Annotated in this window: 13 protein-coding genes; all 13 read right to left on the bottom strand. The window is 70.1% G+C overall.

Going from position 1 to position 14,309, the window contains the following annotated elements; genetic code table 11:
* Positions 1-9: 9 nt before the first annotated feature.
* Complete coding sequence (locus tag QWU11_RS44840) at positions 10-465, bottom strand: pyridoxamine 5'-phosphate oxidase family protein (RefSeq protein WP_290120714.1); 456 nt, start codon at positions 463-465, stop codon at positions 10-12.
* A 1,103-nt stretch (positions 466-1,568) separates the two neighbouring features.
* Entirely contained in the window at positions 1,569-2,240 is a 672-nt protein-coding gene (locus QWU11_RS44835; RefSeq protein WP_290120713.1) for a CBS domain-containing protein, read from the bottom strand.
* A gap of 115 nt (positions 2,241-2,355) precedes the next feature.
* Complete coding sequence (cydC, locus tag QWU11_RS44830) at positions 2,356-4,083, bottom strand: thiol reductant ABC exporter subunit CydC (RefSeq protein ID WP_290120712.1); 1,728 nt, start codon at positions 4,081-4,083, stop codon at positions 2,356-2,358.
* Positions 4,080-5,699, bottom strand: a complete 1,620-nt coding sequence (cydD, locus tag QWU11_RS44825) for a thiol reductant ABC exporter subunit CydD (protein WP_290120711.1) — start codon at positions 5,697-5,699, stop codon at positions 4,080-4,082. Before cydD ends, cydC begins: the two co-directional genes overlap by 4 nt.
* A complete protein-coding gene (gene cydB, locus QWU11_RS44820; protein WP_290120710.1) occupies positions 5,696-6,745 on the bottom strand; it encodes a cytochrome d ubiquinol oxidase subunit II in 1,050 nt (349 codons plus the stop codon). Before cydB ends, cydD begins: the two co-directional genes overlap by 4 nt.
* Positions 6,746-6,758: 13 nt before the next feature.
* Positions 6,759-8,141: a cytochrome ubiquinol oxidase subunit I gene (locus QWU11_RS44815; RefSeq protein WP_290120709.1), complete on the bottom strand. Its 1,383-nt coding sequence runs from the start codon at positions 8,139-8,141 to the stop codon at positions 6,759-6,761.
* A 40-nt stretch (positions 8,142-8,181) separates the two neighbouring features.
* A complete protein-coding gene (locus tag QWU11_RS44810) occupies positions 8,182-9,183 on the bottom strand; it encodes a hypothetical protein (RefSeq protein ID WP_290120708.1) in 1,002 nt (333 codons plus the stop codon).
* Positions 9,184-9,374: 191 nt separating this feature from the next.
* The gene (locus tag QWU11_RS44805) at positions 9,375-9,725 is read right to left on the bottom strand and encodes a hypothetical protein (protein WP_290120707.1); all 351 of its coding nucleotides are present in this window, start codon (positions 9,723-9,725) and stop codon (positions 9,375-9,377) included.
* A 46-nt stretch (positions 9,726-9,771) separates the two neighbouring features.
* Positions 9,772-10,986, bottom strand: a complete 1,215-nt coding sequence (locus QWU11_RS44800; RefSeq protein WP_290120706.1) for a GAF domain-containing sensor histidine kinase — start codon at positions 10,984-10,986, stop codon at positions 9,772-9,774.
* A 106-nt stretch (positions 10,987-11,092) separates the two neighbouring features.
* On the bottom strand, positions 11,093-11,635 hold the full coding sequence (locus QWU11_RS44795) for a hypothetical protein (RefSeq protein ID WP_290120705.1): 543 nt from the start codon (positions 11,633-11,635) through the stop codon (positions 11,093-11,095).
* Positions 11,636-11,794: 159 nt separating this feature from the next.
* Complete coding sequence (locus tag QWU11_RS44790; RefSeq protein ID WP_290120704.1) at positions 11,795-12,295, bottom strand: cation-transporting P-type ATPase; 501 nt, start codon at positions 12,293-12,295, stop codon at positions 11,795-11,797.
* Positions 12,296-12,374: 79 nt separating this feature from the next.
* The gene (locus QWU11_RS44785; RefSeq protein ID WP_290120703.1) at positions 12,375-12,935 is read right to left on the bottom strand and encodes a DoxX family membrane protein; all 561 of its coding nucleotides are present in this window, start codon (positions 12,933-12,935) and stop codon (positions 12,375-12,377) included.
* 157 nt (positions 12,936-13,092) lie between these two features.
* Positions 13,093-14,309 (bottom strand): GAF domain-containing protein (locus QWU11_RS44780; RefSeq protein ID WP_290120702.1); only part of this gene is annotated, 1,217 nt, incomplete at its 5' end.

Below are 14,309 nucleotides of genomic sequence, written 5' to 3'. Positions count from 1 at the left end.
CACTCTTTCTCATGACGCTTGTTCTCGTGCCGTCTCGTCGTCCACCGCGTCAGTGCGTGCCGCAGGGCCGAGGCGGCTTCCCGTCACATGCCGGGCCGGGATGCGGATGAACTGACCGTTCACCGCGGTAACCCACGGCAGGAGCGGCAGCCGCGCGAGGCGCGCCGTCTCCTCCACACCGTCGACGAGCCGAGCCTGCCCGGTGATGGTGACGGACCAGCCGGTCGTGGCGTCCGGACCGAAGTCGTCGATCTGGAAGGCCACCACCGCGTTACGGAGGGCGGCGGCCAGAGTCGAGTCCGACGCCGTGTGAATCACGACTTCGTCGCCGTCGAGCACGAAATTCATCGGCATGATCGCGGGGAGCGCCTGATCCGTGTACACCACTCGTCCAACCGGTACGGATGTCATGAGGGCCAGGCACTGCTCACGGCTGAGGGGTCGGGGGTCGTCCTCGGCTTTCATATGTCCAGCCTGCCGGACGCCATTCCGCTCGGTTAATGGGCGAAAGTCCCGACCTTCCTCCGATGTCCGGACCGGGCGCCGGATCGCCGTCGATCCTCTGGAGGCCGCCCTCCCGGGCAGGCCGAAGGTCCCGCGCGGTCCAGGCACATCGCTTCTGCCGCCTGCTTGTGAAGGAGACCATTATCGATTCGTCAGGAGAGGAAGATACGGCCGTCCAGAATTCCTCCCCGCTCGGACCACAATCCACTCCGGAGACCGATCGACCGGGCCCACAGCCGGCTTGTCATCGCCTGCACCGCGGCAGTGTTGATCGCCGGCCCAACCGTGGCCACCACCGTCGCCCACGCCACCTACGACTCCGGTCTCCGAACCGAGCGCCGGCAGGCCGCCACACGCCACCCTGTCGAGGCGACCGTGGTGGACCCACCGCCGGGCGATTTCCGATTCGGCTCGGGCCAGAAGACGCGGGTCCAGTGGCGTGACGCCACAGGCACTCCCCGATCCGGAGCCGTACCCTCCCGAGGCGGCGACGATCGGGGGATCCACCGGCTGATCTGGCTTGACGAGGCGGGACGAACGACGTCCCCGCCGAACCCTCACATCAACACAGTCGTCGACGCGATCGCGACCTCGGCGACGTCGGTCGGCGCGCTGGCGCTAGTGATCACCTTGGCCTACGCCCTGCGGGAACGCCGCCTCGACCGCCGGCGGTCCGCTTACCGGAACGAAGCGTGGAGCGGCGTCGCCCCTCGCTGGACGGGCCACCCCCGACCCCGGGATTGAGCGGAACACCGGCCTCCTGCAGCGGCGAACAGGACTCAGCGCGCGGCTTCGATCGGCGCGGGGACCGGTGCGGCCGGGCAGAACGCGTGCTTCGGCATCGCTCGGCCGACGTGCCCGAGTCGGCCGCCATGGGCACGGGTTCCGATGACCAGCAGCCCGGGAGTCTCAGATGCCTGCATCACTCGGCGGGAACGACCAGCACCGGACAGCGGGCGTGGGCGACGTACGCGGTCCGCATCCGGCGCGGGCAGGGTCGCCGCCTCCGCACGGAACCGCGGCGCGTCCCGCGGGCATGAGCCGGACGGGACGCGTCGCCGCCGTCAGTAGAACACTCCGATGGGGGTGCTCTCGTCGTCGTGGTCGTGCCCCAGGTGGTCCTGCGCCGACACGACGCCCTCCACGTGGCGGATCGCGTGCATCAGGAGCGGCGCCTGGGAGCGGTTCTCGACGGTGCCCCCCACAGTGACGCGCCCATCCTTCACGGTCACGTCGAAGCGGGCCGGGTCCATGGCGTAGTCACGCTCGATGACCTCCTCCATCACGTCCCGCCGGATGTCGGCGTCCGGCCGGCGGTAGACGGCCAGGACGTCCGCCCGGCCGACGATCCCGATCAGACGGCCGCTCAACGCGTCGAGCACGGGGAGCCGGCCGATCTTGTGGCGCCGCATGTACTGCGCGGCCTCCTCGACCGTGGCCGAGGCGGGGACCGTGACCGCCGGCGCCGTCATGACGTCCGCCGCGATGGTCCCGGCGGCCTTGTGCTGTTCACGCCTGGCTTCGGGGCTGACGTGGAATGTCTCCCCCGCGTCCGGGTCGGCCTCCTTCAGCAGCAGGTCGCTCTTGGAGACGACTCCGCGTACGCGGCCGGTCGAGTCCAGGACCGGCACGGTGCTGACGTGCTGACGATGCATGAGGTCGACGATGTCCTTGAACGGCGTACTCTCCTCGACGGCCACGACTCCAGTGGTCATGACGTCTCTCACGGTGCGCATGTGCTCCTCCTCCGGTACCGGTGTGGCCGGCAAGGCAAGAGTCCGCCACACACGCCGACGGCGGCAGTGGCCAAGGTCCCGCCGCGCGCGGGACCTCCGTACGGGTCTCGGTCCATCAGACGGCCGCGTCGTGAAGAGCGCGGTAGCGGCCGTCGCGGCCGAGCAGGTCGCGGTGGGTGCCGCGCTGGACCACTCGCCCGTGGTCGAGGACGACGACCTCGTCGACGCCTTCCAGGCCGTCCAGGTCATGTGTGATCAACAGCGTGGTCCTCCCGCGGGTGGCGTCGAGCAGGTCCGCGGTGAGCGCGCGCCGTGCGTCCGGGTCCAGGTGGGCCGTGGGCTCGTCCAGGATGAGCACGTCAGGGTCGGCGAGGAGCGCTCTCGCGAGCGCGAGCCGCTGGCGTTCACCTCCCGAAAGCGTCAGGCCCTGCGCGCCGACGACGGTGTCCCAGCCCTCCGGCAGCGACTCGATCCGCTCCAGCAGACCGGCTCTCGCGGCTGCGGAACTCAGCTCCGGGTCGGACGCGCCAGGCCGGGCGAGCCGGAGGTTCTCGCGCATCGTGGTGGCGAAGACGTGGGGATCCTGGGGGACGCCGCCGACGAGTCCGCGCACGCCGTCGGGGTCGTACGCCGTCAGCGGCACGCCGTTCAGCGTGGCGGCGCCGTCATCCAGGTCACGGAAGCGCAGCAGTACGGCGGCCAGTGTGCTCTTGCCCGCACCGCTCGGGCCGACGAGTGCGACGCGCCGGCCGGGGGTGAGGTCGAGGTCCACCCCGTCGAGCACCCACGGATCGTCCGGTTCGTAGCGCAGGCGGGCCCCGCGCACCCGGATCGTCGCCGGTGGTCCGGGAGCCGGTACGGGATCGGCGGGCGCGGGCATCGGATCCGGCGTGTCGAGGATCCCGGTGATCCTGCGCGCCGCCGCGCGGGTCTGGCCGAGCTGTGCCGCCGCGGCGGGCAGGGCGGTGACCGCCTCGAAGGCGGCCAGGGCGGTCAGCACCAGAACCGCGAGCGGTACGTGAGGCGTGCCGGCCGCGACGCCCAGCAGCAGGACGGTCCAGACGGTGAGGCCGCCGAGCAGCGTGGCGGCGCCCGTGCCGAGCCCTTGGACCATCGCGGTCCGGCGGGCCTGGGCGGTCAGGTCGGCATCGGCCTCGTACGTCTGGCGCAGAGCAAGTCCGGCGGCACCATAGACGATCAGCTCACGGGCTCCGTTCAGCGTGTCCACGGTCTGCGCGGCGAGCCTCGCCCGGGCCTCCGTGGTCCTGCGCCCGGCGTGGCGTGCCCCGGCCGCCGACAGCCACGGCACCGCGACGCCGGCCAGCAGCAGCCCGGCCGCGAGGGCGGCGCCGCCGGGGACCAGGAGCGCACCGCACAACAACACGGCGCCGGCGCCCGCCGCGAACGCAGACAAGGCCGGGATCATGCCGCGTACGACCAGCTCCTGGACGGCGTCGGCGTCGGAGACCAGCCGGGTCAGCAGGTCACCGGACCCGGTGTCACGTAGCGGGACCAGCCGTTCCAGGCGGGTGTAGATCCGTACCCTCACGTCGGCCATGACCCGGAACGCCACGTCGTGCGAGGTGAGCCTCTCGGCGTAGCGGAACACGCCACGGCCGATCCCGAGCGCGCGTACGGCGACGACCGCCACCGCCAGTGCGGTGACGTTCGGGTGCTGTGCGGCCCGCGCGATCAGGAAGCCGGAGGTGGCGAGCAGCGCGATCCCGGCCGCGGTGGTGGCCGCGCCGGCGAGGGCGGCCAGGACGAGACGGCCGCGCAGCGGCCGGGCCGGCGCGAGCAGGCGCAGCAGCGGGTCCGACGCAAGGCCCTGATGAGAGGTCATGCGGCCATCTCCGGTTCGGTGAGGCGTCCGGCGTCGAGGGTGACGACACGGTCGGCGTGCCGGGTCCAGGCGTGGTCGTGGGTGACCAGGACGACGGTGCGGCCGGCCATGAGCCGTTCGACCGCGTCGCGGACCGTACGGGCCGCCTGGCCGTCGAGGTGTGCGGTGGGCTCGTCGAGCAGCAGGAGCGGCGCGTCCCGCAGAAAGGCGCGGGCGAGGGCGATCCGTTGCCGCTGCCCCGCGGACAGACGCAGGCCGTGCTCGCCGACGTCGGTGTCATAGGCGGCGGGCAGCTCGTCGATGAACCCGTCGGCGCCGGCGAGCCGGGCGGCCCGCCGTACCTCCTCGGCGGAGGCGTCGGCGCCGAGCCGGATGTTGTCGGCGACGGTGGCGGCGAACAGGTGTGGGTGCTGGGGCACCCAGGCGATCTGGGTCCGCCAGTCATCCGCCGGCACGTCGGCGAAGGAGGTGTGTCCAGCGGCCGGTTCGGCGAAACGCAGCAGTACCGAGAGCAACGTGGACTTGCCCGCGCCGCTGGGACCGGTGACCACGACCCGCTCCCCCGGGCGAACCGCCAGCGACACGTGGTCCAGTACGGGCGCGGAGCCGCCGGGATGCCGGACGCTCACATCGTCGAGACGGATGACGTCGCGCGTCAGGTCCGCGTGACCGTCGCCTGGCGCGGATTCGGGAAGCGGCGCCTCCAGGACATCGAAGACGCTCTGCGCCGCGGTGACGCCTTCCATGCTCGCGTGGAACTGCGCGCCGACCGCTCGCAGCGGCAGGTACGCCTCCGGCGCCAGCAGGAGCACGAACAGCGCCGTCTCGTATCGCATACCGCCGGCGAGCAGGCGCAGGCCGACCTCCACCGCGACGAGTGCGACGGCGAGGGTGGACAGCAGTTCCAGCACGAGCGCGGACAGGAACGCGACGCGCAGGGTGGACATGGTGGCGCGCCGGTGGGCGTCGGTGATGTCGCGGATGACCCTGGCCTGTGCCTTGGCACGGCCGAAGACCTTCAGTGTCGGAAGGCCCTCCACCACGTCGAGGAAGTGGCCGCCCAGGCGTTCGAGCAGGTGCCACTGCCGTTCGGTCCTCGCCCTGGTGTGCAGGCCGACCAGGATCATGAAGATCGGGATGAGCGGCAGCGTCACCGCGATGACCACCGCGGACAGGAGGTCGGTGCCGCCGACGACGGCCAGGACGGCGAGCGGGGTCAGGCAGGCGAGGACGAGTTGTGGCAGGTAGCGGGCGAAGTAGGCGTCGAGCGCGTCCAGACCGCGGGTAGCCAGCGTCACGACCTCCCCCGCGCTCTTCCCGGTGCCGCCCGGCAACGCGCGTGTGACGAGTTTCCGCCTGAGCTGGGACTTCACCGTCGCGGCGGCGCGCAACGCGCTCACCTCGCCTCCGTAGGAGGCGAGGGCGCGCGCCACGATCACCGCGGCCAGTGCCGCGAGCGTCGCCGTACGGGGCCCGGCTCCGGCGAGCGCGTGCGCCAGCAGGCCGGCCTGGGCGAGCACCAGCCCGGTCACCACCGCGCCCAGGGCGACGGTGCCGATCAGATGGACCCGCGCGGCGTCCGCGTACCGCAACAGGCGGGGATCGAGCGGTCTCACGCCGCCGTCCTTCCCGCCTCGGGCCGCCCGCCGTTCCTCGGCGGGACGACCGTACGGGTCAGGCGCTTGCGGAAGACCCAGTACGTCCAGCCCTGGTAGGCGAGGACCACCGGGGTGAAGACCACCGCGACCCACGTCATCACGGTCAGCGTGTAGTGCGCGGACGCGGCGTTGTGCACCGTGAGGCCGTACGCCGGGTCGGTGCTGGAGGGCATGACGTCCGGCCAGAGATTCCCGAAGAGCGTGGCGACGGTGAGCACGATGGCCACCGCGGTTCCGGCGAAGGCCCGGCCCTCACGGCCCCGGGCCCCCATGGCGACGCCTCCCGCAAGGGCGAGCGCGGCGGCGAGCGCGGTGGCCCACGTCGCCGTCCTGCCGTATTCGACCTGCGTGATCGTGAGGAAGGCGGCGGCGATCGCGACCACCGGCGGCCACCATCGGCCGATCAGGGCCCGCGCACGTGCACGGATCTCGCCGTCGGTCTTCAGCGCGAGGAAGACCGCGCCGTGCAGCGCGAACAGTCCGAGCGTGGTCAGGCCGCCCAGCAGCGCGTACGGGTTCAGCAGCGTGAGGAGGTTCCCGGTGAACTCGTGGCGGGCGTCGAGCGGCACGCCGCGGACGAGGTTCGCGAACGCCACGCCCCACAGGAACGCCGGCACCGCGGATCCCCAGAAGATCGCCCGGTCCCAGTTGCGCCGCCACCGGCCACCGTCGATCTTGCCGCGGAACTCGAACGCGACACCCCGGACGATGAGCGCGACCAAAATGATCAACAGCGGCAGGTAGAAGCCGCTGAACAACGAGGCGTACCACTCGGGGAACGCCGCGAAGGTCGCACCTCCGGCAACGAGCAGCCAGACCTCGTTGCCGTCCCAGACCGGGCCGATCGTGTTGATGAGCACCCGGCGATCGGTGTCGCTGTGGCGGTCACGGCGCGGGGCCAGGACGGGCAGCAGCATGCCCACCCCGAAGTCGAAGCCTTCCAGGACGAAATAGCCGGTCCACAGCACCGCGATGAGGATGAACCAGACGGTCGTGAGTTCCATCGAGGTCTCCAGGTCAGTACGAGAAGGCGGGTACGGGCTCGTCGGAGGCGGCATCGCCCGACTCCGGCGGCGGTCCCGACCTCACCTGCCGGACCATGAGGACGCCGGCGACGACGGCCAGGGCCGCGTAGAGCAGCGTGAAGACCGACAGGGAGGTCACGACCGAGGCGGTCCCCACTCCCGGGGAGGCGCTGTCCTTCGTGCGCAGCACGCCCATCACCGTCCAGGGCTGACGGCCCATCTCGGTGAAGATCCAGCCCATCGTGTTGGCGAGGTACGGAAGCGCCATGCAGGCCAGCGCCGCGCGGTGGAACCAGCGACTGTCCCGGCCCCGGCGCAGGAACCACAGTCCGGCGATCGCGAGCAGTCCGGCGAGGAAGCCAAAACCGATCATGAGGCGGAAGGACCAGTACGTCACCGGGACGACGGGCTTGTAGTCGCCGGCGCCGTACTTGCGTTCGTAGGAGCCCTGGACGTCGTTGATGCCCTCGACCTTCCCGTTCGGGTCGCCGGTGGCCATGAAGGACAGGACGTGCGGGACCCGTACGCTCCAGATCTCCTGGCCGCCGTCCAGGGAGCCGATGGTGAACAGGGAGAACGACGCGGGCGTGGAGGTCGTGTAGAGCGCCTCGGCGGCGGCCATCTTCATCGGCTGCTGCTTGGTCATGATCCGGGCCTGCAGATCCCCGGAGACGGTCGTGGCGGCCGCGGCGACCAGCGACACGACCAGCCCGAGCCGCATCGCGCGCCGGAACAGCGCCACCTCGTGGCCACGCATGAGATGCCAGGCGCTGACCCCGACGATGAAGACGCCGCCGGTGATGAACGCGCCGCTCAGCACGTGGGGGTAGGTGACCAGGGTGGTGGAGTTGGTCAGCAGCTTCCCGATGCTGGTCAGCTCCGCGCGGTGGGTGACCGGATTGATCCGGTAGCCGACGGGATGCTGCATCCAGGAGTTCGCGGCGAGGATGAAGTACGCCGACAGGTTGGTGCCGATGGCGGCGAGCCAGATCGTGGCCAGGTGCAGGCGCGGAGAGAGCTTGTCCCACCCGAAGATCCACAGTCCGAGGAACGTCGATTCCAGGAAGAAGGCGAGCAGCCCCTCCATGGCCAGCGGTGCGCCGAACACGTCGCCGACGAACCGCGAGTAGTCCGACCAGTTCATCCCGAATTGGAACTCCTGCACGATGCCGGTGACGACGCCCATCGCGAAATTGATCAGGAACAGGGTGCCGAAGAACCGGGTCATCCTCAGGTACAGCGGATCCTTCTTGAGGTACCAGGCCGTCTGCATCATGGCCACCAGGACCGACAGGCCGATGGTGAGCGGCACGAAGATGAAGTGGTAGACGGTCGTGATCCCGAACTGCCAGCGGGCCACATCGAGCGCGTTCACGGTGCCTCCGGTCCGTTGGGCGTCTTGTCGTTCGTACGACTCACGGCTCGTCCCGCGCGATGTCGGTCTCCGGACGGCGTACGCCGTCAGCGGGTTCGCCTCCGGTGTGTCCGAGCCGCATGAGCATCTGGGGGTGCGCACCGCCGCAGAACCGTGTGCGGATGAAGTCCCTGAGCTCGGGGAGTTCGAGCGCCTGAGTGTGGAACGCGGCCGACACGTCCTCCTCCGCGGCGCACAGCAGCACCCGCTGCAAGGCCATCCCGGCGTTCAGCCAGTCGGCGGGGGTATCGCCGGGCGTCATCAGCAGCGCGACCGTGCCGGTCGCGTCACGTGAGTCGCCGTCGTGGTGGCCCCAGCCCTGTCCGCGGGCGAAGTCACGCGTGGCGAAGTACGGGGCGGTGTGGCGGGGTTCACGCGGATACGCACCGGGCTGGACGCCGTCGTTACGGTGGTCGCCAGGGGCGGGCGCCCAGCGGGCCACCTCGGTCGTGTAGTCGACGCTGAGGCGCTGCGTCTGCTCGGCGGTCTCCGACAGCGCGGCCATCGCCTGGCGTGCGCGTGGATCGGCGACGAGCCGCAACGACGCGCCTTCGCGCCGCGCCTCGTTCGAGAGCTTCGACAACAGGGCGGGCGGTGGTCTCTCGGGCGTGAACCCGCCGCGATGCGTACGGCGCCGCGATACCTGCGCGAACATCCGCTGCTCATCGGCGGTCGCGGGCCGCTGCCGGGCGATGTCGACGTCGGCGAGCAGCATCGTCCGCTCGGGGTCGGGCCACAGCCGTTCCTCGGCCGCGTAACCGAGATGGCGGGCGGCCAGCCGGAGCGTGAACAACGCGGCACCGCAGCTGATGAGCATCTCGCGGCCGTCCGGATCGGCTACGTCGAGCCGCCGGTCCGCATCGGCGTGCACGGTCAGCCGCGATCCTCGTACGCCGAACCACCACGGCTGGGTGTTGTGCACCGAGGGAGCCTGCCCGGCCGCCTCGATGAGAAAGGCGGCGACCTCATCGGCCGACGCCGGTGCCACGGTAATGGACTTCATGATCCCTCCTGGTCTCGCCCCCAACCGCACCATCGGTGGCCGTCGCCCGGCAGAGACCAAGGTCCCGACAACGGCGGGACCAGCGACCAGGGAGCTATCCGCCCGGGCCGAGGTCACGCGAGGGCGGGACCGGCCGTGCTCATCGTGGTGCCGATGATGACGGCGGGTGGCAACAAGACACCCTCGCTCACCTACAGCGACTTCGCCGCGAAGGTCTCCGCCGGCCAGGTCCGTGCCGTCACGGTCGACGACCACGGCGGCGTACGCGGAACCTCGCCGACGGCAAGAGCTTCACCAGCCGCCTGCCGACGGCGCTCAGCAACGCCGCGATCACCCAGCAACTCCAGGCCAGAGACGTCAAGATCACCGCGAAACGGTCCGGCTCGTCCGGCGCCGCGCAACCGGCGGGTCTGCTTCCGCTGGTGCCTCGTGGCGTTCTTCCTCTGGATCGGCCGCCGGGGAAAGAATTCGATACTGCCGCCGCCTGCCATGTGCGCGCGACTGTCCGAAGGCGCTCGCTCCGCCTGAAGCGTGAACTGCACTGACCGGAGGCGACCATGAACGTACGAGGGGCCGCGGCGTCATGCCCTACGCCGGTACGGTCGCTCGTATCGCGGTGCCTTCGCCTGGCGGGCTGGTGATCTTGAAGGTCCCTCCGAGGGCTTCGATGCGATCCTGAAGGCCGACAATGCCTGAGCCTCGACGGGGATGGGCCCCGCCGTTCCCGTCATCGTGGATCGCGACCCAGACGGCGTCATCATCGCGACCCGCCTGAACGGTGGCCCGGTCGGCGTTGGAATGCTTGGCGACGTTCGTCAGCGCTTCGGAGACGAGATAGTAGATGGCCATCTCGGTAGATTCGTCCAGCTGGTCCGGGAGATTGATCTCGAAATCGACCAGTACTTTGAAACCGCGCGCCAGCGAGGGGAGCGCGACGGCCAGACCGCCGCGCGAGAGTAGCGCCGGACGCAGGCCGTGGGATATCTCATGGATCTGGCGCATGACCTCCGCCAGATCCTCGTCGATGTGCTGGAGGTGTCCTTCGAGCGCTCGCTGACCGGAGGGCAAGCAGGCCTGCGCCTCGCGCAACTGGAGGCCGAGAGAGACGAGGCGCTGCTGGATGCCGTCGTGCAGGTCGCGTTCGAGGCCCCGGCGTGCGGCGTCGAAGACCCTGACCAGGCGGGCCCGAGACGCGATGAGCTCGGTCCGGCTCTCGGCCTGGGCGATCGTGCAGCCTGCCAGTTCCACGAAGTCGGACACCTGTTGCTCGGTGTCCTCAGGCGGTGGCTTGAGTCCTCGATACAACAGTGCCATCTCACCCCACACCTCGTCCCGGATCTTGATAGGACAAGCGAGGACGTGCCCGGAGCCCAATGATCTGACCCAGCTGCCGACATCACCGCCGATCTGGTCGGCCGGACGCCGGACGGGCTTGCCGGTCCGCAGGGTCTCCGCGGCGCATGTGCTCGCGTCCATTTGCCACCGTAGACCGGGCTCCCATCGCAGCTCGGCGGGAATTCCCAAACCGGCCGCATCTGGCGCGGCCCAGAACGCGACCACGGACATGGTCTGATCCGGCTCGTACCGGCTGATGAGGCTGTAGTCGGCACTGTGCGCAGCCCCGATCGCGCCCGCGACTTCCTGGAAAACCATCTCCGGCGGCAGGCCATGAGCGACCAGCATCGCCGTGCGGCGTGCTATCGCCTGTTCGTTCACGATCCTGATCAACGTGTTGTACTGGCGTTCGGCCGAGACCATGGCCGCCTCGTAGCAGTCCCCGCAGCCAGGTTCGCTGAGCACCATGATCAGCTCCAAAGGTGGCTGATGGTCAGCCGGTTCACACCTACCGACCTATTCAGGCATAGCACACGGGTCGTCGAGATCGCCAATGATGGTGACCAGTGCCGCATCAAGCAACGTTCGCCCTGTTGATGACGTCGCGTAGGTGTTCGTCGGTGGCGTGAGGACCTGCTTCTTGGCTTCTTGATGTGCCCATACAGCTTGTCTCTGCCCAGGTCGTAGGTGGCGAGCAGCAGCCGTCCGCCCTCGTCCTCATCGATCTCACGCACCCGCACTCGTTCTGCCACCCACCGTTGGTGACGAGCATGGATGCACCGTCGGGGCGCTCGACCAGAACGGACGCCATCCGCCGCTCGTGGTCGAACGGCAGTTCGTCGAGTCGCCGGCACCGTGCGGTGGGGAGCCTCTTGGCGGCAGGCGCGCGCCACAATGCGGCGTCGAGCGGGTCGGCTGCCTCCGCACCACCCGCCCCGGTGCACAGCAGGCCGTACAGCAACGTCGTCTCCCCGCCGGCGCCGTCGGGTCCCGTCGCCTCCCGCAGTGCGATGTCGGCCTGGGGCAGAGTGCCGGTCCTGTCGGTGAACAGGACCTCGATATCACCGAGATCCTCAATGACGACCAGGCGTTCGACCAGCACCTTCAGATGGCTCAACCGCCGCGCTCCGGTCGCGAGGCTGGTCGTGACCACGGCGGGAAGAAGCTGCGGAGTGATCCCGACCGCTATCGCCAGCGAGAAGAGCTGTGGGCGCCTGCCGCTCCCCCAGACCAACGGCGATCCGGCGTCGCCGTCGCCTTCGCCACCGGGAGGGCCTCACCGCTCAGCACGGACTCGTCGCACTGGAGCGCCCGGGCGGTCGTGAGCCGGACCGTCGGCCGGGATGACGGCTCCCGGTCGCAGCTCGACCACGTCGCCGGGTACCAGGTCGGCGACATCGCGGGATACCAGATGACCGTCACGTCGGACGAGCGCCCGGTGCCGGAGCCGGTCGTGAAGCGCGTTCACGGCGCGCTCGGCACGGTACTCGTTGACGAACCCGAGGCCCACGCTCATCGTCACGATGACGGCGATGACGACCGTGTCGGTTCGCTCGGCGACGAGGAAGGAGACGACCGCCGCCGCCGTGAGGAGTGCCAGCAGCGGGCTGCGCAGCTGGCGGCCCAGCACAGTGAGTGGGCGCGTCCGGTGACCGCGGATCGCGTTCGGCCCTGCGGAGCGCCGGATGCTCGCCGCCTGTGCGTCGGTCAGCCCGAGCCTTTCCGGCTCTGGCGGCTCGTGAACGAGCTCCCGCGGTTCGCGCCCTACCGGGTTCATCGTCATTTTCCTTTCTTCACGGCCGAGGACGAAAAACAAAGAGGGCGCGGGCTTTCGCCCGCGCCCTCTTTGTTCGGTGTCACTTGAGAATGGGGAAGCGCTGGACCAGGCGGGTCTTCTCCCACCAGCGGCCGAGGCCGATCGTGCCACCGGCACCGACGAGCGCGAGGCCGATGATGAGCAGCGCGTAAATGAGGTGCTCGTCCATGAAGACGTGGTTCTCAGGGGGCAGGACGACGCTCCACATCATGACGAGCATGACCGGGCCCGCGATGGCCGCGAGGCGCATGCCGATGCCCAGCAGGAGCGCCGCGCCGATCCCGGCGAGGCCGAGCATGAACAGCCAGTCGGCCCAGGCAGTGCCGGCGATGTCCTGGTAGAAACCCTTGAACGGGCCGGTCGCGGAGAACTTCAGGAATCCCAGCGTCGGGTGGCCGCCGTGGATCCAGGCCTGCTTGGAGGCGGTCTCGTGGCCGAGCCCGAACAGCTTGTCCAGGAACGCCCAGGCGAAGACGAAGCCCAGGGACAGCCGGGCGAGCCCCCACACGTAGCGGACGGCCGGCGCCCCCGTCCGCGCCTCTTCCTGCTCCGTGTCGTGAGAATGGCGCTGGATTCGGGGCATGTGGTCGGCGACTGCCATTTCAACTCACCTCTTTTTGGGGCACCGGATCGTTTCCGGATGCCTTTACTCAACGCCATCGGACCAGGGCGTCGCAGAGGCGAAAGCAGGGCCGCGAGCGGGACCTTCGTCCCGTCCGGTCGGGTGTCACCGGGCAAACGCCGGCCAAGTGGAGGCGCTACGCGCCATCCGAGCGGAGTGGCACCCGCCATTCGAGCACCGTCCCGCCGGTCTCACCGGAACGCGTCGCGAACGCGCCGCCCAGGCTCTTGGCGCGCGACGCCATGTTGGCCAGGCCGCTGCGCCGTCCTGTCGCGGGAATGCCGACGCCGTCATCGGCGACGCACAGCAGCAGGTCCGCACCGGCGACGACGCTCACGTCCGTGCGGGTCGCGTGCGCGTGCCGCGCCACGTTGGACAGGGCCTCCTGCAGGACCGCGATCAGGTGCTCGCCGGTGCCGACGTCGACGACCGTGTCGAGCAGCCCGTCCAGCCGCAACGCGGGCGCGAAGCCCAGGCTCTCGGCCGCTTCGTCGATGACTCCGTACAGCCGCGTCCGCAGCGTCGGCTCGTCCTCCCCCGAGGTCTGCAGCGCGAAGACGGTGGAGCGGACCTGCCGGATCGTGTCGTCCAGGTCGTCGACGGCGCGCTGGACCCGTACGGCGACGTCGCGCTTCTGGGTGATCTTGATGGCGCTCATCAGCGTCATGGCGATCGCGAACAGCCGCTGGATGACCGTGTCGTGCAGGTCCTTGGCGATCCGGTCCCGGTCCTCCAAGACGACGAGCCGTTCGGCGTCCCGCCGGCGTTCGGCCAGCTCCAGGGCGATGGCCGCCTGCGCGGCGAACGTCTCCAGCAGCCGCCGTACGGGCTCACCGAACGCCGCGTGGCCCGGCAGGTTGACGACCGTCAGTACGCCTCGCGCGGCGTCGCCGACGCCGAGCGGCACTATCAGAACCGGCCCCAGCGGAACACGAGAGGGAATCCCGGACCTGCGTACCTCCTCGTCGCCGTCCACCAGCACGAGCGAGGTCCCGGTGTGGTACACCTCCCCACCGAGCGACTCGTCGAACGGCACGTGGATGCGCTCGACCGCCTCGGCGTTGAGACCGTCGGCGACCTGAACCTCCAACTGCTCCGACGCGTCGTCGGCCAGCGCGACGGCCGCCAGATCCGCGTCGCACATCTCCCTCGCGCGCCGTACCACCAGGTCGAGGACGTCCCCCGAGGCGGTGCCGGACAGCAATGCTGTGGAGACCTCCGCATGGGCCTGCAGCCAGCGTTCGCGGCGCCGCGCGTCCTGGTAGAGGCGCGCGTTCTCGATCGCGACGCCGGCCGCCGTGGCCAGCGCGGTCACGACGTTCTCATCATCCTCGTCGAACGCCTCACCACCCA

The sequence above is a fragment of the Actinomadura sp. DC4 genome, assembly GCF_030406325.1.
In the GTDB taxonomy this organism is placed as follows: Bacteria; Actinomycetota; Actinomycetes; order Streptosporangiales; family Streptosporangiaceae; genus Actinoallomurus.
The sequence above is the reverse complement of the archived record's forward strand: the minus strand, read 5'-3'. Positions and strand labels throughout refer to the sequence as shown.